Annotated in this window: 17 protein-coding genes; 9 read left to right on the forward strand and 8 right to left on the reverse strand. The window is 46.1% G+C overall.

Going from position 1 to position 18892, the window contains the following annotated elements; all coding sequences use genetic code 11:
- Positions 1–789 precede the first annotated feature (789 nt).
- Positions 790–3303: a heparinase II/III family protein gene (locus tag V1L65_RS05050; RefSeq protein ID WP_331697986.1), complete on the reverse strand. Its 2514-nt coding sequence runs from the start codon at positions 3301–3303 to the stop codon at positions 790–792.
- 181 nt (positions 3304–3484) lie between these two features.
- On the reverse strand, positions 3485–4474 hold the full coding sequence (locus tag V1L65_RS05055) for a lipoate--protein ligase (RefSeq protein ID WP_331697988.1): 990 nt from the start codon (positions 4472–4474) through the stop codon (positions 3485–3487).
- A 151-nt stretch (positions 4475–4625) separates the two neighbouring features.
- Here V1L65_RS05055 and V1L65_RS05060 point away from each other — a divergent pair, with 151 nt between their 5' ends.
- Complete coding sequence (locus tag V1L65_RS05060; RefSeq protein WP_331697989.1) at positions 4626–5618, forward strand: aldo/keto reductase; 993 nt, start codon at positions 4626–4628, stop codon at positions 5616–5618.
- A 383-nt stretch (positions 5619–6001) separates the two neighbouring features.
- On the opposite strand, the gene V1L65_RS05065 is transcribed toward V1L65_RS05060, so the two are convergent.
- Complete coding sequence (locus V1L65_RS05065; protein ID WP_331697990.1) at positions 6002–6991, reverse strand: Gfo/Idh/MocA family protein; 990 nt, start codon at positions 6989–6991, stop codon at positions 6002–6004.
- 208 nt (positions 6992–7199) lie between these two features.
- Here V1L65_RS05065 and V1L65_RS05070 point away from each other — a divergent pair, with 208 nt between their 5' ends.
- Complete coding sequence (locus V1L65_RS05070) at positions 7200–8576, forward strand: DUF5808 domain-containing protein (protein WP_331697991.1); 1377 nt, start codon at positions 7200–7202, stop codon at positions 8574–8576.
- A 52-nt stretch (positions 8577–8628) separates the two neighbouring features.
- Here the strand turns inward: V1L65_RS05070 and V1L65_RS05075 are convergent, their stop codons facing one another.
- Complete coding sequence (locus V1L65_RS05075) at positions 8629–9135, reverse strand: CYTH domain-containing protein (RefSeq protein ID WP_331697992.1); 507 nt, start codon at positions 9133–9135, stop codon at positions 8629–8631.
- A 124-nt stretch (positions 9136–9259) separates the two neighbouring features.
- Between V1L65_RS05075 and thiD the strand changes: the two genes are divergently transcribed.
- From thiD to V1L65_RS05090, 3 genes are all read left to right on the forward strand, one after another.
- Entirely contained in the window at positions 9260–10111 is an 852-nt protein-coding gene (gene thiD / locus V1L65_RS05080) for a bifunctional hydroxymethylpyrimidine kinase/phosphomethylpyrimidine kinase (RefSeq protein ID WP_331697993.1), read from the forward strand.
- Between the two features lie 92 nt (positions 10112–10203).
- Positions 10204–11349 (forward strand): ParB/RepB/Spo0J family partition protein, encoded by a 1146-nt coding sequence (locus V1L65_RS05085; protein ID WP_331697994.1) that lies wholly within the window; start codon positions 10204–10206, stop codon positions 11347–11349.
- 307 nt (positions 11350–11656) lie between these two features.
- A complete protein-coding gene (locus tag V1L65_RS05090) occupies positions 11657–12094 on the forward strand; it encodes a DUF2500 domain-containing protein (RefSeq protein WP_331697995.1) in 438 nt (145 codons plus the stop codon).
- 52 nt (positions 12095–12146) lie between these two features.
- Here V1L65_RS05090 and hisJ read toward each other — a convergent pair whose 3' ends face one another.
- Positions 12147–12977, reverse strand: a complete 831-nt coding sequence (hisJ, locus tag V1L65_RS05095) for a histidinol-phosphatase HisJ (protein ID WP_331697996.1) — start codon at positions 12975–12977, stop codon at positions 12147–12149.
- Positions 12978–13193: 216 nt separating this feature from the next.
- On the opposite strand from hisJ, the gene V1L65_RS05100 reads away from it, so the two are divergent.
- Genes V1L65_RS05100 through V1L65_RS05115 form a run of 4 tightly spaced genes read left to right on the forward strand, consistent with a single transcriptional unit; the run spans position 13194 to position 15657 of the window.
- Positions 13194–14180: a M23 family metallopeptidase gene (locus V1L65_RS05100; protein ID WP_331697997.1), complete on the forward strand. Its 987-nt coding sequence runs from the start codon at positions 13194–13196 to the stop codon at positions 14178–14180.
- Positions 14167–14577: a bactofilin family protein gene (locus V1L65_RS05105; protein WP_331697998.1), complete on the forward strand. Its 411-nt coding sequence runs from the start codon at positions 14167–14169 to the stop codon at positions 14575–14577. The genes V1L65_RS05100 and V1L65_RS05105 overlap by 14 nt, the downstream gene beginning before the upstream one ends.
- A gap of 34 nt (positions 14578–14611) precedes the next feature.
- Positions 14612–14968 (forward strand): CidA/LrgA family protein, encoded by a 357-nt coding sequence (locus V1L65_RS05110; RefSeq protein ID WP_331697999.1) that lies wholly within the window; start codon positions 14612–14614, stop codon positions 14966–14968.
- Entirely contained in the window at positions 14965–15657 is a 693-nt protein-coding gene (locus tag V1L65_RS05115; protein ID WP_331698000.1) for an LrgB family protein, read from the forward strand. Before V1L65_RS05110 ends, V1L65_RS05115 begins: the two co-directional genes overlap by 4 nt.
- 158 nt (positions 15658–15815) lie before the next feature.
- Here the strand turns inward: V1L65_RS05115 and V1L65_RS05120 are convergent, their stop codons facing one another.
- The 3 genes from V1L65_RS05120 to V1L65_RS05130 all read right to left on the reverse strand — a co-directional run bounded on the left by V1L65_RS05120 (position 15816) and on the right by V1L65_RS05130 (position 18870).
- A complete protein-coding gene (locus tag V1L65_RS05120) occupies positions 15816–16427 on the reverse strand; it encodes a nitroreductase family protein (RefSeq protein ID WP_432506150.1) in 612 nt (203 codons plus the stop codon).
- Between the two features lie 80 nt (positions 16428–16507).
- On the reverse strand, positions 16508–17371 hold the full coding sequence (locus tag V1L65_RS05125; RefSeq protein ID WP_331698001.1) for a VOC family protein: 864 nt from the start codon (positions 17369–17371) through the stop codon (positions 16508–16510).
- 536 nt (positions 17372–17907) lie between these two features.
- Positions 17908–18870, reverse strand: coding sequence for an alpha/beta fold hydrolase (locus tag V1L65_RS05130; RefSeq protein ID WP_331698002.1), 963 nt, complete (start codon positions 18868–18870; stop codon positions 17908–17910).
- Positions 18871–18892 lie beyond the last annotated feature (22 nt).

Below are 18892 nucleotides of genomic sequence, written 5' to 3' on the forward strand. Positions count from 1 at the left end.
GGGCGAGCGCATTTACCGGTGAAAATATAAGAACGGATATATGGTAATAGCCTTATACTTTCATATATTTTGCAATCTGCAGCATATACCGCCTATTCTGCCAGGCTGCTAATTCAGCTGTAAGCTATGCGGTTATTATTTCCTACAATTATAACATTGTTGCATGATTGATTTCAGCATTCTGATTATTTACTCATACAAATTATTTACTCCTACAAACATTTTGTTATACCAGAAAATTTCTAATGGTAGCACGGAAAAGGAAAAGCGGGGCGGTAGTGAAGCGAAATGGTCACACATTCCGCTATTTGCCTTAAAACCGCCATTTTTTTAATTTCACTGCCACACATTCCGCTATTTGCCTTAATACCGCCATTTTTTTTATTTCGCGGCCACACGTTCCGCTATTTGGCTCTAGATGTGGCTTTTTATGCGATTTATTGACCAATAGCGGAACGTCTGTCACTTTACCACTTCAAAACTACGATTTTGGGCGTATTAGCGGAACGACTGACCAGCTAGCGAGACGGCCCATTAGTTGGGAACGACTGACCAGCTAGGATGACGGACCATTAGTTGGGGTGGGATAAGGTAACAAGCGATTGAATAGGAATGTACTTGGATTGAGTTTGGGCGGAGGGACACTCGACGCGGTAATGATGCGAAATGGTCATTCTGAGCGGAAAGAGACTGTTGCCCATAATAAAGCGACAGACATTTTATATTCGTTGTAGTTCACGCAGCAGCAAAAAAGCCAACAGCATTCAACCCGCTATCGGCTCTTTCTTTTTATAATGCCATATCCGTTTTCAAACGATGCTCTCCTGCCGGCAGATCTACGATAATCTCGTTAGATGTATCAAGAACGGTTCCTAGAACAGCCTTACTTACCGCATCATATACTGCAATCGCCCCCGGTATAGCTATACGCACTTGGCATGCATCAATGAGCGTAATCGCAATGCAGCAAGCCTGTTTATAAAGCTCTACTGTCGCGCTGGCGGGCTGAGAGAATGTCATCCGCATATTACCGTCCGCCTGCAGCGACTTTCCTGAGAACATGGCATATATAACAGGTTCGTCTGCAGCAGCTCTCCGCTGCCATTCGATAGCGCCGCCGTCTGTCAATGCCGCTGCACGCAAAAGGTCGCTTTCCCCCACTGTAACAATCGCCGTATCCTCCTGCCATTCCACCTTCCAGTCAAGTTTCGGCTTCCCTTTGTCAGCAGCTGCTGCGTTCGGCTCAAGCAGTGTAATCATTCGAGCTCTGCCCGCTTCGTCGGAACGCAACTGATACACGGCATACTGTCCATACTCCTCTGCGCCCTCGTATTGCGTTATTTTTGCGTTAAAGCCAGAGGTCGAAGCAGCTTTTACATATATCGCTGCCTGCTCCCCCCTGATCGTGTATGCTCCCTGCTCTGATTCAACAGGCTGTATTTCAGCCGTCGTATGCAAGAGCAGCTCGGCACAATGTTCAGCGTTGTTCAGCTCAATTTCATCAATAACAACAATATACTTTGATGCTGCATGCACAACTGTCCTGTGCCAGCCCTTCAGCGCGCCATCATAGCTGGCGGTCGCATCGCCGCGCACAGCATCAAAGCTTGGCGACGTATGAGACTGAACAATTGTTCCGCCTCCTCGCTTAACCTGCCCTTGCCCGTTGACCAGCAACACGTTATGACCCACCGACCCGACCGTAACTTCATGTTTGGGACCAGGCCTATAATCCTGATAGCCCGGATCGGTAATCAACCATTCTCCGCCAACATTCATAATGAAGTGGTTTTGATCGAAATGATTATGATCACGGCAAGAAGGGCTTGATGTAAAGGCGACTAGATGATCCTCCATCCCCCAGCCGCTTCGCAGCGCAGCCCAGCCAATACGCGGGAACACCTTGGACAGCTTCCCTGCAAAATATTGCTCTGGCGGAACAGCCTCGGTACCTTTGATAACATTTAGCAGCACCGACTGCTTATTCGCTTCATACTGCTGGATATACCACATCGCCGCCCCGTTGGAGGCAAACTCTGCAAACATAGACATCATATGGGACAAGTCCAGCTTTGGATGGCTGTCGGATAAATTAGCGAACGTCGGCTGATAGCCCGCCGATTGAAAATAAAAAAACTGCTTTGGCAAAAAGACTGTCAGAAACGGATGCTCAATAAGTGAAGCATCGCCGGTCGTTTTCTTATACGCAGCAGCTGCCTGCGCCAAATGCCTGGCTGCCACATTGTTGTACATCAAGCCTTCTGTTTCCTCGGCTTCAACGCGCCGGTCCAAATAAGTTTTCATATAATGATAAGTTTGCTCCACATACTTCGCGGCAACGGGCTCCTCTTCCAGAATGGACAATGCGCCGATCATCATCGCCACATGCTTGGCAACAACGATATTGTGCTGATCATCTTTACCGAAATCAATCGACATCGGACGAAGCCCCTTCTCCAAAATGGCTGTACGGACCGCAAGACGCTCAGCTTCATTGAGATAAGAGTGCAGCATATCATAAGCAGTTGCCGCTCCGATCGTAAAGTGGGCATTGCTCAGATTGCCCTCAGCGCCGCGATGGGGAAACTCATACCAGCGATGATATGCTGAAAGCTCCAGCAGCATCGATTTTGCTTTATCAGCATAGCCTGTTTCATTCGTTAGCACATACATTAGAGATAAAGTAACGAGACGATGCTCAATGCCGCGCGAATACATTGTCCAGAACGGATAGTCAATATAGCCGGCCGGTTCCGGCCGCGGGGCAAGCTGAACAAGCGGATAGGCAATCGGAATAACATCGGACGCGTTGCCATACGAAACTGTAAATCCGCTCTCATCGCGGAAGCGGTCTCCCTCCTCCTTAAGCTCCGCCCAAATCGCGCCAACATCGATACGCAGCGCACTGTCACTCGGCTGGCTCACTCTGCTCCTAAGCAAGCCGCACTCCTCCTTCGTCAACATAATGCGAGGACGCTCTGCCGCATTTGAGAGATTTGAGTATTGCTTGGATGCTTGCTCAATAACCTGCACATTCAAGCTTTTATAAAATTGTTGTCCCTGCGGCAATTTCACCCATACATCTACTACCGATCTGCCTGCTCGGACGCCTATAACAGCCTCATCCTCAACCTGGATAACCGATGCATCGCCAGCCGCTATTTTCACTTGCAGCTCCCCAGGTTCCTCTACATACTTGCGATCGGCATCATAGGCTTTTATATATATTTTTGCTCGCTCTCCCGGCTCCAAAAAGCCAATTTCCAACAGCTCAATACCTGCAATTGCAGCAGCCTTATTCAACCTGAATCCCCCCACATCCATTAAAATTATGATATCTGAATCCGCTTACAGCTTGGAACTCATTTGGAATATATCACAGAAGAAGAGTGAGATCAAGATAAATATATACAGGTAAAATACAGGTATAAGATAGCAAAAAAAAGATGTGCAAGCTCTTTATGCCGCACATCCTTTTAGACCGTTACATCAATAACTCAAGAAAAGCTTCTTCCGTCACTGGCCCAAAATAATAAGTCAAATCGACGCCGCTTACTACTTCCTTCAGCGCAGCCGCCTCATATCGGATGCCTACCAGCTTATCAGCAAACTCGCTGCTGTCTCCGCGGCCGAAGAAATCGCCATAAATAACAGCGTTCTTTATGACGCCATCCTCTACCTGCAGCCTTACATCGTATGTGCCGGCTCCTTCGATCCGTTTTTTTTGCTGCATATTGAAGGCAGGGGAACGTCCGTAATTCCATTCCCAGCTGCGGTACCTCTCGTCTGCAAGCTTTCTGACATTAGCCCAATCCTCTTCCGTCAGCTCATACTCAACCACCTCGCCATGCTCGGCGAACAATGATTTTAACAGCGTCTCACGGAATTGTTCGATCGTCATTGGCTCCTTTAAGTATTCAGAAATATTGGCTACTCGGCTGCGAATTGATTTGGTAGCCTTTGAAACATACTTTTCTGCATTCACCTTTAGCGCAGACACTACATTTTCAATTTCTGAGTCGAATAGCAGCGTGCCGTGGCTGAACATTTTGCCTCTCGTCTGAAACTGGGCGTTGCCGGAAATCTTCTTCTCGCCAATTTGCAAATCATTGCGGCCCGTCAGCTCAGCCTCCACGCCCATTTGACGCAAGGCCGTCACGACTGGCTCCGTAAACTTTTTAAAGTTATGAAATGACTGACCGTCGTCCTTCATAATAAAGCTGAAATTCAAATTGCCAAGGTCATGATAAACAGCTCCGCCACCCGACAGTCTGCGCACAACATGGAGATTGTTATCTTCCACATACTGCGCATTTATTTCTTCCGCTGTATTTTGGTTTTTGCCGATAATAATAGACGGCTCGTTAATATAGAACAGCAAATATTCATTATCCGGAAGCGTCCGCAATATATATTCCTCCAGCGCCAAATTAAGCGTTGGATCGGTTATGCCTTTATTGCTTACAAAAAGCACGATAGGTCCCTCCCCGCATAGTTTCTTGTCTGCTACACAAATAATTATACCTGTAGGCGGGCAGGATTGACAAACTGCATAAGCAAACACACAATAAAAGAACACCCGATAATGTTTCTTCAATAAAATGACTTAATGAGGAGGGATTAGCATGCAATACCGCCAACTGGGCAACAGCGGCTTGTTCGTATCGCAGCTAGGGCTTGGAACGAATGCTTTTGGCAAACGTGCTGACGAACAGGCTTCTATAGAAATCATCGATGAGGCCATACATAGCGGAATAACTTTTCTCGATACAGCAAATATATACGCAAATACAGAATCTGAACGAATTATTGGCAAGGCGCTTCAGGACAAAAGGCATGAAGTCGTGCTGGCAACTAAAGCTGGGCTGCCGACTGCAGGCGCAGGCGGAGCTGGCGCAAGCACGCGCGGTTCCTCGCGGCGGCATCTTATGCAGGAGCTGGAGCACAGCCTCAAGCGGCTGCAGACTGATTATATTGATTTGTATCAAATCCATACCTTCGACCCTTACACGCCGCTCGAAGAAACGCTGCGGACGCTCGAAGCGATGGTCCAATCCGGCAAGGTACGCTATATCGGCGCTTCTAATTATTGGGCATGGGAGCTTATGAAGGCGCTCGGGATAAGCGAACGGCTCGGCATCAGCCGCTATATCTCCATTCAGCAAAGCTATTCCCTTGCCGATCGCACGCTGGAACGCGAAATCGTGCCGCTATGCCTGGATCAAGGCGTGGGCATTATTCCGTACTTCCCGCTCGCCGGCGGCATTTTGACTGGAAAATATATTTCAAAGGACGAGCTGCCATCCCAATCAAGAGCGGTACGAGATCCGAATTTCCAAAAATTTTTATCGCCCGCCAAGCTGCAGCTTGGCCAGCAGGTCAGCGAGCTTGCAGCAGCATGCGGCTGCACGCCGGCCGTTCTGTCATTAGCGTGGACGATGAAGCAGCCGGCCGTCTCCACTGTTATTGTCGGCGCCACATCGGCTGACCAGCTGCGCAGCAATCGCGAGGCTGTTCAGTTCGAGCCTTCCGAAGACATTATGCTGGAGCTAGACCGGATCAGCGCAAAGTTTATTCATGGCGAGCCGTTTGCTTCCTACAGGCTTACACAAGGATAAACGGCTCCGCCGTCCTTTGGACAGGCGCGTTTACCGATGAACAATAAGAACTGGAATAGGCATAAAAAACTTATACTTTCTTATATTTTAAGGATAAACGGCTCTTCCAACATAAAAAAAAGGTATCCCGGAAGTCATCGTTACATGACAACGGGATACCCTTTTTTAGTGAACGCCGCTTATTTATTTTCTACTAGCTTCGAAATAAAAGCTGTCGATTAATTGTGGATAGGGCAGTAAGCAATCGAAAGGGATGTTACTACGATCAAGGTTGGGATTCCGCGCTGTTGCAGTCCAATTTTTTTGAAAAAATAACCCCTGTAAAGGATAATTTTTTTTTGCTTGCCAATCGTTGCCCACAATTAATCGACACCCTTAATGCCTTACTTATCGTCAGCTGCATAGCGTAAACCAATTTGCCTGCGTGCCTCGTCCATAATTTCCATCGTAATAAGCGAAGCTTCATGTGTATTGATGTCCGATTGCAGCTTGCCCTTTTGCAGCAGCTGAATAAATTCAGCCGCCTCATAATACATCGTACGATCGACGGTCGGCTTGGTCAAATCCTCTGTCAAACCGCTGCGCAGCTTGAGGCTGATTTGTACAGGCTCATTCATGCGCTCGATTATAATGCTGCCGTCTTCACCTTGAATTTCGGAAGGCAGCTGAGAGTTCGTAATTTTGGAAAACATAATGACAGCATCCATATTTTCATATTCCAGCAGCACGCTGCCTTCGCCATCCACTCCTGATTCCAGCATATAGCCAACCGCTTTGACAGACTTCGGCCTGCCAAACAGCACGACTGCAGGATAAATACAATAAACCCCAATATCCACCAGAGCGCCATTGGAAAACTCCGGCTTGAACGCGTTCATAATATTACCGGCCTTATAAGCATCATATCGTGAAGAGTATTGGCAGTAACTCGCAAAATAACGCCTGACCGTGCCGATCCTTTCGATATTTTCAGCAATCGCACTAAACCCTGGCATTAAGGTGGATTTCATAGCTTCCATCAAAAGCACCTTGTTCTGCTTGGCTGTCTCTATCATTTGCTCCAGCTCAGCTTTGTTGGAAGCAACCGGCTTCTCGCATAACACATGCACGCCGTTTTGCATCGCAGCAATAGCATAGCGCGCATGAAAGCTGTTAGGGCTGGCTATATAAACAGCGTCTATATGACCGCTCTGCATCATAGCCTCTACATCTGAATATACATGTTCAATGCCATGCTTCTTGGCAAAAGCCGTGCCGGACTCCTCCGTGCGCGAGAACACAGCCTTCAAGACAAAATCTTGATGCTCCCTTGCCGCTTCAATAAAATGATCTGTAATCCAGTTCGTGCCTATAACTCCAAAACGTATCTTCATTATTCAAGCTCCCTTGCATCTATGTATTTCAAGGATAAACCGCTGCGCCGTCCATTGGGAAGACGCATTTGCCAAGAAGAAACGCCGCGCGTTCTTTTGACAAAATCGAAGCCTTTGTATTAATATTGGACCGTAAACAAGAAAGAAATGCCATGCCGTCTATACCAGTACTTATTCCAACAACTATGACAGGAGGTTTTGCACAGTTATGATGCTGCTCATTCCTGCAATAATAATTTTGGCTGCAGTAGTCGGAATCTACATGATGCAAGCAGTGCCTCGCAAGCAGCTGTGGTTCGGCGTCACGCTGCCGGCTGATGCGATTCAAGACGAGCGATTCAAGCAGCTGCGCAAAGAATACATAACGCTATATGTAGTATACACGCTTATAGCGGCCGCTGCATTATTTCCGTTCTACTGGATGCAGCAATCCGCATCACTAGCTTTTGTTTATTTTATCGTCTGGTCATTATCGATGTTTTTTCTGTCACCTGCTCCGTACAGGCATATTCATTTTAAAGCTATTGCGATCAAACGCGCTGAGAACTGGTTTGGCAAACAAAAAGCAACGATTGAAATCGAGAAACAATTGGAGCAGCTGGCAAGCAAACGGCCTCTGCCGCCTTACTGGTTTGTACTGCCGCTCATTATAGCGCTGCCTTTGTTATACCTGGCAGCCAACAGCGAGCTTCCGCTCGTACGTTGGTCAGGTATTGCATCGCTGGTAATGACAGGCATCCTATTTTTGCTTAACTTGGCATTTACACGCGATCGTGTCGGCCTTTACAGCCGCAATCCGCTCGCCAATATGGCGATTCACCAAGCGGCCCGGCAATATTGGTCGATTCTGTGGCTTTGTATGGCAATCTTTGAAGCTATTAACGCTTATGTCGCATATTTTGTGCTCTCAGAAGGCACTTCAATCGGCTCTACGCTATGGATGTGCGGCATATTTATCGTCTCTTTAGTGCCGCTGCTGTCTATCTATTATACCTATCATCGCATTAGAACACTGGAATACCGCTATGCGCATACTAACGGCAAGACCGATACAATCGATGAAGATCATTACTGGGGAACAGGCCTTGTCTATAATAACCCGAATGACAAAAAAGTAATGGTGCCGAAGCGTATCGGCGCAGGCTCTACCGTCAACATTGCTACAACCGGCGGCAAGTTCGTATATACCGGTGCTTATGCTCTTGTGCTAGCGATCGTTATCCCGATAGCTGTCATGATAATCCGCGCGGATTCCATAGCTCCCGAGCTGACGGTTAATGAAGCCGGCACTGTTCACATCACCGATACGACCTATTCCTTTACATTCGAAACGAGCGATATTGAAGAAGTATTGCTGGAAGAAAAAATGCCTAGCGGCTTTCGCGTCAATGGCATTGCCACCTCGGAATATGCACGCGGCAATTTTAAGCTTAATGAGCTTGGCAAAGCTAAGCTGTATGTATTTAAGCACTCATCGCCTTATATTGTCATAAAGCTGAAAGATCTCTACGTCATCTATAATGAATTGGAGCCTGATAAAACAAAGCAAGTATTTAATGAGCTTGTCAAGCATTTGGAGAAATAAGGAGCAGCCGCGGCTGCTCCTTTACATTTTTAAGAAAGTATTCTTATTTGATCTATTGCTCAAATTTGCCGTCCTGCAGCTGCTTCCACACCTTTTTATTGCTGTACTTCTTCTCACCGCTAATATCTGCTCCGAACCATGCTGGCGACTTGTAGCTTTCCGCCTCCTGAAGTGAACTGAATTCCAGCTCAAGCACGGTCAACTGAATTTGATCGTATATATCAATTTCTATTAATCCATTATCGAACTGCGCAGTAATCCTGTTTTTCGTCAACGGGATATAGCCAAAAGCCTGCATGATTTGCCCGTAAATCGTTTCTGATATTTCGTATTCAATCTCTTCTCTCACTAATCCGTTGCCGCGTTTGAAGGTATGCGTAAAGCTTGTTTGCTTCGTGCTCAAATCCGTAATTTTGCGCACCCTTATTTCCTCATTGCTGTCAATCGCCAAATACGTTTGCTCGATACGCTGCTCAGACAATATAGTAATTATGCCGGTGGCAGCCAGCTGCTGCGGCGATTGCTGAAGCAGAAATTTCCTTTCAATTTCAAGTGCCATATGCGGGCCCCTTTCCCTATTCCTGTTAAGAACAGTATAAGTGTTCTAAACGAACGGAAGCAATCCTTCTTCAAGTATGCTACATTTACAATATTGAACATCGTCTGGATCGGAGGGCTCTACTTTGTCATTTTCTCCCCTGTGCAATTATCCAAAAGCATTAACCATTGCAGGCTCCGACAGCGGCGGCGGCGCGGGCATTCAAGCCGATATTAAAACCTTCCAGGAGCTGGGCGCATACGGCATGTCCGTTATAACTGCGATCACTGCCCAAAATACGCTTGGAGTCAAGCAGGTTTTCCCTGCTTCGCTGGAAGCCTTGCACAGCCAGCTGCATGCTATTGGCGAGGATTTAACGCCGCAAGCGTTCAAAACGGGCATGCTGGTTAACGCTAGCATGATTAAAGCCGTTGCAGAAGCAGTTCGGCATTTCGGCTGGAAGCAGCTCGTCATCGATCCTGTCATGCTTGCAAAAGGCGGCACTGCCTTGCTCCGTTCCGATGCGCTAGACGCGCTCGTGGAGCATTTATTGCCGCTCTCGCTTATTATTACGCCTAATATTCCTGAGGCAGAGGTTCTTGCCGGCATGACTATATCTACATTATCTGAACGCGAGCAAGCCGCCAAAAGATTGCGGCAGCTGGGAGCAAGTATCGTCGTTATCAAGGGCGGCCACGATGAATCAAATGAGCACATGGCAGTGGATTTATATTATGAAGGCGGGCAATTTATTTATTTGGAAGGAAAAAAAATAAATTCCAGGCATACGCATGGGACGGGCTGCACTTTTTCAGCGGCTATTACAGCTTCGCTCGCTTGCGGAAATGCTCCGCTTGAAGCTGTGCACACGGCGAAGGCCTTTATTCAAGCTGCAATTGAAGCTGGATTGCCGCTTGGCGCAGGTCAAGGCCCCACCAATCATTTTGCTTACAAAAAATCGCTTGCTCAATCAGCTGACAATGCTGTTCAAAAATAATTTTCTTACCTGATGCCAATTGCTTGGTATATAATAGCAAGGGTACTTCCTTCGCTTCGTACAAGAAACATACAGTGAAAGGGGACAAGCAGATGGAAATCATTCAATTGGATTTAAAACTGATCGACGAGGACCTTGATCAGCCTCGCTATCAGTTCGATGAAGCGGCCTTGCAGGAGCTGATGAACAGCATTGAAGAGCTGGGCTTGCTTTCGCCTATTAAAGTTCGTCCAACAGCAGACGGGCGTTACAAAATCATTTATGGCAATAGAAGATATAAGGCATCCCAGCGGCTGGGCAAGGAAACGATTCCTTGCATCGTATCAGAAGCTATGACCGAAATGGATATTTATCTGGAGCAAATTGCGGAAAACTTGACGCGCGAGGGCTTCTCGCCGATTGAAGAAGCAGAAGCGTTTCATAAGCTGCTTAATGATCCCAAATTCCGCAGCTCGACCAAATTTCTTTCCGCCAAGCTTGGCAAGACAGAAAGCTATATCAAAAATAAATGCGAGTTGTTAAAATTCAGCAATGCCGTCAAAAAATTAATCGTCAGCGGCACTGAAATACGCAAAAATTGCTTGACCGAAGAGCAGCTGCTTCCGCTTAAGGATTTGCCAATGGAGCACCGTGATCCGCTTGCTTTAATAGCAGCGCGCGACGAGCTGCCAGTCAGCGACGTAAAAAAAATTGCCAAGCTGTTTAAGGATACAACGATTTCCAACAGCACGAAAGAAAAACTGCTGCTTAAAGATGGTCCAGGCCTTATCGAAACCTGGTCTACCCGAGAGCAAAATAAAAAGGAACGCGCCCGCGCCGCCGCGGAAGCAGCCGAGCGTGCCGAGCTGGAACGCCTTCGTGAGGAGGAAGCGTCTCAAGCGGCTGAGCAAGCAGTGCCGTCCTCATCCCAGGCATTTGCGCTTGAGCCAAAAAGCCTTGCAGAACAAGCGGTTATGGCCAATCCTGCCGTTACTGCTGCGCTAGATGGTCTAGCCTTGCACTCCAGCTCAGATCATGTTGGGGTAACCATATTTGCTCCGATTAATCAAAATCCTTTGCAAATGCTGCAGCAATTGCTGGACGTCACTAAGCTTTCTGATACCGCTGGGCATGATGTGCAGGAGCTTCTTCGTAAAGCGAAGGACGATCCGGATGAGCTGATACTGCTGCAGCAAAATATTCAAACGCTGATCAGTCAGCTGCAGCAGCAGCTTGCGTTTTGGACAACTATAAAATAATAAGATTGGTGTGCATAACGAAAACAGGAAATGCTATCCAATAATTGTAATGAAAATGAAATATTTCTTTCATCAGTTTTTAATGATAAACGTCTATACTTGAACTTGACCCCCTTTTTTATAATATATAAACCTTAGACCCTTGGCCCGTTGCCGTAGGGTCACTTTTTTTATTATAGAAAAATATGATTTTTCGCCTTAGGCTTGTTTTCGCCCAAGCCGAGGCCGCGCAGCGTTTCTTCTTATGCAACATTTTTTCATTTCATACGTATCGTATTATAGCTGCGTCAATTAAGGAGGTTAAAGCATGTTTCCAGATAGCTCATTTGGCTCTTCCTTCGGAGGAGGCTTTAATGCGATGTTTAGCATAGTCCCCGTTTTAATCGGAATCGTCTTTGTTATCGTTATTGTTATGCTGATTTTTAATGCGGCAAAATATTTCAATAATGCCAGCTCTCCCAAAGAAAGCGTCTATGCCAGAGTAGTTGCCAAGCGAACGGAAGTACGCAGCCATAGCAATCATCATAACCATATGAATGATGCCGGCCATATGCATACGACCCATTCGTCCAGAACGTATTACTATATTACGTTGGAATTCGAAAACGGCCAACGCAAAGAGTATCTTGATGTCAAAAACTTGTATGGGCTTGTAGTGGAAGGCGACATCGGTTATGCGCTGACACAAGGAGAATGGATCGTAGCGTTTGAAAGAAATAACGGAAGCCGGGATACTCAGTATTAACTGAGCGCCCGGCTTCCGTTATTTAATGAAGATAGCGGTATTCAATTGTAAGTTATCGTTTCAAATAATGCTGTTCGTAATAATCATAGCCAAAGCCTACCTGCTCAGGCTTGTGAGCGTCGGAGCCATAGACACAGGCAATGCCAAGGGAAATACATTCCTGCATAAACCATGGCGGCACATAAGCATTGCCGCAGGTAGCTACCCTGAGCCCTGCAGTATTGATATCGACAGCTACCTTGCTGCCGGCCAGCAGCGGCAGCAGTGCACGCATGCGCTTATTTAATTGTTCTTCATCCAATGGCGGCAGTACAGTCTGAAACTTTTGAATCAGGTTTATATGCCCAATTCTCGTGCGCATGGGCAGCTTGGACGCTTCAGCAATAGCCTGCTCGACATGATCATAATATTCATCCACTACTTTTTCCATTGTGCCGTAATAAGCAAGCAAATTTGTCTTAAAGTCGTCGGGCGTGAAATCAATGCATCTCATCCCGCCAACACCTGGCAAGTAATGAACAGAATATACAACATCCTGCAGCTCATGCTGCCAGCGGTCCACTATGGAAGCTGTAAAATCGGTATGTCCCTGCAAATAATCCAGTTCCAGTCCAGCCGTAATTTCGATTGCGCCTTCATACTTCTCCTTCATTTCCTTCACATATTGAAAATAATCTGGCAATTGCTCCATCGGCATCGCAAGCTCCGCGAATAAGCTCGCATCATCCACATAGTTTGCCGGCAATGGAGGATGCTCGCTTAAGGTATAGCGCTCAAAGCCGAGCTCTATCGCACGATCAATATATAGCTCCGAGGCAGCATCGCTGCCATGATAACAAAATCTAGTATGCGTATGTCCATCCCACTTCAGCATAGCCATCATCTCCTTACTTCCCCTATATTTTTCATCCTATCATCAACCGTTTAGAAAGTCACGTTATGCTTGACTGCACATCTTGCTCCAGCAATCAACATTTTCAATCAATTTTCACCATAGCTGCTAGCAGGATTTTACAATGTTTATGTCGAATGAAATGGGTTGGAGAAGTTTCCAGCTCAGTATGCCCTTGGCATTGTATATTGTTATAGGAGGCTCAGTATGAACGGATGGTTCAAATCATTCACATTCGTTGTTATTCCGAGTGCGAATCAATCTGTCCGGCGTTTTCGCCTGCCCGGACTTTTTTTAATTGCCTTGCCTGCTGTCGTTATTTTATTGATAGCGGCAGTTATTTTTATAACATGGCTTTATTCGAATCAAAATCGGCTGACGAAGCAGTTGGAATCGCAGCTTCATGCAGCGGAATCTGTTTATCAAGATCAGCTGCACAATAAGAATGAACAAATTGCTCATATGCAAGCTGAATTGTTAACGCTTTCCGAGCAAGCCCAAGCTATTGAAAGCAAGCTCAGCGAAATTAATGAGCTGGAGCTGGAGCTGAAAGAAATGATCGGCTTATCCGATACAGCCGCCAATGAGCGCTCTAATCTTGCAAGCGGAGGACAAGGCGGCGAAGAGCTGCCGATATCGGAGTATTCCCTTCATTCCCTGACCGAAGCCGCTCAAGTTAAATATTCAGCTATTGATATGCGCATTGATCAACTGCAGCCCAGTTTAGAGGCAACCCGTCTGGCTGCTATCAAGCATAAGCAAATACTTGAAAAAACGCCGACCCTATGGCCGGCCGATTCACGTAAAATCACCTCTGAATTCGGTATTCGAAAAGACCCTATCACCAGGCGGTCCACCTATCATTCCGGCATTGATTTAGGCGGAAACAGAGGAGATCCGATCTATGCAGCAGCAGGAGGCAAGGTGACCATTTCGGAGCGTGAATATCCTTACGGAAATTACATAGCGATAGACCATGGCAAAGGCGTCAGCACGCGCTACTTGCATTTGAATAAGCGACTCGTCGAGGTTGGCGACACGGTCACTAAAGGTCAAATAATAGGAGAGCTGGGCAACACTGGCCGCAGCACCGGCCCCCATCTGCATTACGAGGTTATCGTAAACGGCGTAACCGTCAATCCGCTACCCTATATGAATGAAGATAGAGAGGACAATGATCATGTTCAAAAGTAAAAAGAGTATTATTGATCCGAACAAAACAGACACATTAATCGGTGAAGGAACGGTATTTGAAGGCAAGCTGCATTCGAAGGCAAGCATTCGCATTGAAGGCAGCATTACAGGTGATATTGAGTGCGGCGGGGATGTTATTATAGGAGAAAGCGGCAGCGCCAATTCCAGCGTGACTGCTCGCGATCTTGTACTGGCTGGAACATTAATCGGCAATGTAAAGGCAACGGGCCAGCTGACCATCTGCTCCACCGGTACGCTCAAAGGAAATGTTGAGGCCGGCTCTTTCATTATTGAAGCTGGCGGCATCTTCAACGGTTCAAGCGTGATGCAAAACCGGGAGCAGGCAGTTTCCGAGAAAAAGCATCACGATCAAGGTCAGGCTAAGGCAGCTATTTAGCGAGCCAAACCCCCTTATTGCAAAGGAGCTCCATATGCTTGGATTTGCTATATTACTGCTTTTTTATTTGATCGGCTATGTATTGCAGGCTGTCTTGCACATTCCACTGCCAGCTAACGTTATTGGTTTGCTATTATTTACACTCGCTTTATTTTTAAAAATCATTAGGCTGGACTGGGTAGAAGAAGCCGGGATTTTTCTTATACGCCATATGATGCTTTTGTTTGCGCCAATTGTTGTAGGCACGATGGTTTTCTTTTCATTTATAGGCAGCCATGCCGTTTCTATCGTCGTCAGCTTATTTCTCAGCACGTTCGGGGTGCTGCTCGTAACGGGCTGGTCCGTCAGCAAATGGGGGAAAAACAAGAATAAGGAGACTGAACAGCTATGAGCTTTGAAGCGTTTGCAACGGAGCCTCTATTTGGCTTGACACTTACGATAGCCGCTTATGCTGCTGCCTTGCTTCTACAAAAAAAATGGTCCTTCCTCCATCCTTTGCTCATTTGCTCCATTGCGATTATAGCTGTACTAATGATATGGGAAATTCCTTATGAATCTTACCGCAAAGGAGCCGATATTTTAGTATTTTTATTAGGACCCGCTACAGTAGCGCTTGGCATACCGCTCTACAAAAATGCCGAAAAAATCAAATCGAAAATCATCCCGATTATCGCTGGCATTACGACAGGCTCGATCAGCGCACTGCTATTGTCGGCGGCATTCGTCTGGATGCTTGGCGGCAGCAGCGAGCTTATTGCAACAATGATGCCCAAGTCCGCCACCTCGCCAGTCGCGCTCGAAATCTCGCGGCAAGCTGGCGGCATACCGGAGCTGACTGCTGTGCTTACCGTTTTAACGGGCTTAATCGGCAGTATCGCGGGACCCGCTCTTTTACGATTTGCCGGCGTGCGCGACGATATTTCGATCGGCACTGCTATGGGAACAGCAGCGCATGGCATCGGAACAGCGCGGATTATTCAAGACTCAGAACTTGCAGGAAGTACGAGCGGCTTTGCCATGGGGATTTCGGCTATACTTACCAGCCTTTTATTTATACCGATTTATAGTTGGTTTCATTGATTTCTTTACTAAAGCCATTGTTGCAATCATTCATCATCTTGCTGCTCATTATTTTGATAGACTTAATAAATTATTATAAAGAGAAGTGACTGATGTTAGAAACAAAGGGCCTGTATTCACAGATATTCTATCTGAGATACAAGCCCTTTTTATGAAAATTATTTTTTTATTTTAAAGCGCTCTTCGATCGGTTGGAACTGCTTCTCGCCCGGTGCAGACAATTGTTTGCCGAATGGCATTTGCGCAAGCAGCTTCCAGCTGTCAGGCAGGCCCCACTCTTTTCTTACAGCATCATCGATAAGCGGGTTATAGTGCTGCAAGGATGCTCCGAAGCCCTCGTCTGTCAAAGCAGTCCAAACGACTAGCTGCAGCATTCCGTTGGATTGCAGCGACCAGATTGGGAAATTGTCAGCATACAAGCTGAATTGCTGCTGCAAGCCCTCAATTACACTTTGATCCTCAAAGAACAATACGGTGCCGTAGCCTGCGCCAAAAGCGTTCATTTTATCCTGTGTCGAACCAAACTTATCCGGATCAACCATTGCACGCAAAGTTTCTGTTGTAATGCTCCAAAACTTTGTATGCTGCTCGCCTAGCAGCAATACGACACGCGCGCTTTGGGAGTTAAACGCAGAGGGTGTATGCTTAATGGCAAATTCAATAATTTGCTCTAAACGCTCGTCGCTAATTAGCTGCTCGTTATTAATGGCATAATGGCTTCTTCTTGCTTTAATAGCAGATAAAAAGTTGGTAGTAATTTCGTGATTCAATGTAAACTTCCTCTCTTGTTCAAATGTGATAGCAGACTGTATTATAATTCCCTGGCCAAATTCAAACATACATGCACAAATCAGCCAACGATAAGTTTGATCCCAATTTCATTAGGGTCTTTCAAAAATAAAGCTCCGTCTTTATTCTCTACAGCAACTCCTGCTGCATCCAGCCTGCTTTTCAGAAGACTAAGCTCTTCAAGATTAGGTACAATTATCGTAAAGTAATCAATTCCTGTACTATTGCTGGGTGGTATCGGAGCATTGCTGCCGGCCCAAATATTAAGCCCCATATGGTGATGGTACCCGCCAGCCCCAACGAACAAGGCGCCCATCTGACGCATTAGATCAGCCTCCGCCTTAAAGCCCAGCACATCAATATAAAACTGCTTGGAATTCGTCATATTATTCACGTGGAAATGAACATGGCCGATGACCGTATCCTTTGGCAGCCCGCTCCATGTCTGCCCCTGCGCCAGTGCTAGCAAGCCTTGCCAATCTATAGCAATCGTAGCCATATTTACATTGCCTTGCTCGTCATAGGTCCACTCTGTTCTTGGGCGATCCCGATATATTTCAATACCGTTGCCGTCTGGATCAGATAAGTATAACGCTTCACTTACCAAATGATCAGCTTGGCCAATATGCACATTCATTTCAACTAAATGCTGCAAGGTAATGGCGAGCGCCTCGCGAGATGGCAATAAAATAGCAAAATGATACAAGCCGCTCATTCTGCGCTCCGGAACAACGATAGCATTTTCAACTTCCTCTAAAATAAGCAAAACATTATGCCCATCCGTTGTAAGCTTTGCTATATTCCCTTCCTTGCTCAACAGCTGCAAACCGATGACCTGCTCATAAAAAGCAATGGAACGCTCTAGCTTGCTTACTTTTAATTTTACTTCCCCTAATTTTGTTTGTGGATGCAGCATTGCTGTCATTCCTCTCCATAAAATATTTTCGACTGCCTATCTCATTTCATTGCTGATTTGAACAGACAAGTCAAGGTCTATGTCTTTCAATTCTTTATTGGTTAGTTACTTACTTTTATATATTTAGTATACATAATATATTTTTCTGCGTCAACATTTCTAGTTATTTTCACTCTGCCATATGTCGTAACAAAACAAAATCACCGATCGGTGACCTAACTTGCCGTCATGTAAAGAACAAACGATACGGCGCTATCTATTTAGCCGCCTGGCTTCTACTTGCAGTGCGGTCATTAATGACCGTTAGAAGTAAAAAGCAGTCTTTTTGTTGCATATGCGGACACTTATGTCCTTTAGAGGAACATTCAGTCTAATTCTTTAGCTTTTTTTCCGCTAACGGATATTTCTGTCCGCTAGAAAGTGGAGGTTGGCGAAAAGTGTGCGCTAACGGTCATCAGTGTCCGCATCATTTGGATCATTTCGAGCTAAACAACAAAAAAACCGATTATGATTAGTTTTCACTTCTCATAATCGGAGTATTCAGCTTAATATTGATCAAGGAAAAACTGCAGCGTTATATCCGCAAAATCAGGCAGCAACTCATGTCCAAAATCAGGATAAATCTCCAAGCGTTTAGGCGCTGTAATTTTGTTGTATGCAGCAAACTGCGTTGACGGCGGGCATACGCGATCCATCAGCCCTACAGCCATCAATACTTCGCCTTTGATTCTGCCTGCCAGATTTTGAATATCAATATATCCAAGGCGGGTAAACACTTCATTTTCCCGTTGATGGCGCGGATCAAATTTTCTGAAATAATTTTGCAATTCAAAATATGCATCAACAGCCAGATCCATTTCCCATACTCGTCTGTAATCACTCAAAAATGGATATACAGGGGCCAGCTTTTTAATTTTGGGTTCAAGTGATGCGCAAGCAATTGTTAATGCGCCTCCTTGAGAGCCCCCCATAGCATAAACCTGTTCAGAATCAACCTCTGGCATCGACATAGCGATGGAAGCTAATTGTGCTGTATCAAGGAAAATATGCCGGAACAGCAAGTCGTCCTCGTGGCTATCCAATCCACGAATAATATGACCATGGTGGGTGTTGCCTTTTACGCCGCCTGTATCTTCCGATAAACCGCCTTGTCCGCGGCAATCCAATGCGAATACAGAAAAGCCTTGGAAAACATAAGGAAGCTTGTCCATCCAGCTGCCTGAATGTCCAGTATAGCCATGAAATTGCAGCACAGCCTTATGCGGCTTTGCAGCATCCTTAGGGCGCAAGTATTTGGCATGAATGCGTGCACCGCGTACACCTGTAAAGTATAAATGATAGCATTCCACACCTGGCACTTGAAATTCGGCAGGCACCAGCTCAACCTGCGGATCTACAGCCTTCATCTCAGCTAGCGCGCGCTCCCAATAAGCGTCGAAATCATCTGGCCGAGGGTTTATTCCTTCGTATTGCTTAAGCTTCTCAAGAGGCATATCAACTAAAGGCATGACTCTTCCTCCTTATGTACAT

The organism is Paenibacillus sp. IITD108 (assembly GCF_036541265.1).
In the GTDB taxonomy this organism is placed as follows: Bacteria; Bacillota; Bacilli; order Paenibacillales; family Paenibacillaceae; genus Pristimantibacillus.

Excerpts from the sequence above, each read along its gene's own strand:
- V1L65_RS05075 (WP_331697992.1), bottom strand. The coding sequence starts at position 9,135 with ATGGCACTTGAAATTGAAAGGAAATTTCTGCTTCAGCAATCGCCGCAG.
- V1L65_RS05105 (WP_331697998.1), top strand. The coding sequence starts at position 14,167 with ATGTTCAAAAGTAAAAAGAGTATTATTGATCCGAACAAAACAGACACA.
- V1L65_RS05060 (WP_331697989.1), top strand. The coding sequence starts at position 4,626 with ATGCAATACCGCCAACTGGGCAACAGCGGCTTGTTCGTATCGCAGCTA.
- V1L65_RS05085 (WP_331697994.1), top strand. The coding sequence starts at position 10,204 with ATGGAAATCATTCAATTGGATTTAAAACTGATCGACGAGGACCTTGAT.
- V1L65_RS05125 (WP_331698001.1), bottom strand. The coding sequence starts at position 17,371 with ATGACAGCAATGCTGCATCCACAAACAAAATTAGGGGAAGTAAAATTA.
- hisJ (WP_331697996.1), bottom strand. The coding sequence starts at position 12,977 with ATGATGGCTATGCTGAAGTGGGATGGACATACGCATACTAGATTTTGT.
- V1L65_RS05110 (WP_331697999.1), top strand. The coding sequence starts at position 14,612 with ATGCTTGGATTTGCTATATTACTGCTTTTTTATTTGATCGGCTATGTA.
- V1L65_RS05130 (WP_331698002.1), bottom strand. The coding sequence starts at position 18,870 with ATGCCTTTAGTTGATATGCCTCTTGAGAAGCTTAAGCAATACGAAGGA.
- V1L65_RS05065 (WP_331697990.1), bottom strand. The coding sequence starts at position 6,991 with ATGAAGATACGTTTTGGAGTTATAGGCACGAACTGGATTACAGATCAT.
- V1L65_RS05115 (WP_331698000.1), top strand. The coding sequence starts at position 14,965 with ATGAGCTTTGAAGCGTTTGCAACGGAGCCTCTATTTGGCTTGACACTT.
- V1L65_RS05070 (WP_331697991.1), top strand. The coding sequence starts at position 7,200 with ATGATGCTGCTCATTCCTGCAATAATAATTTTGGCTGCAGTAGTCGGA.
- V1L65_RS05090 (WP_331697995.1), top strand. The coding sequence starts at position 11,657 with ATGTTTCCAGATAGCTCATTTGGCTCTTCCTTCGGAGGAGGCTTTAAT.
- V1L65_RS05100 (WP_331697997.1), top strand. The coding sequence starts at position 13,194 with ATGAACGGATGGTTCAAATCATTCACATTCGTTGTTATTCCGAGTGCG.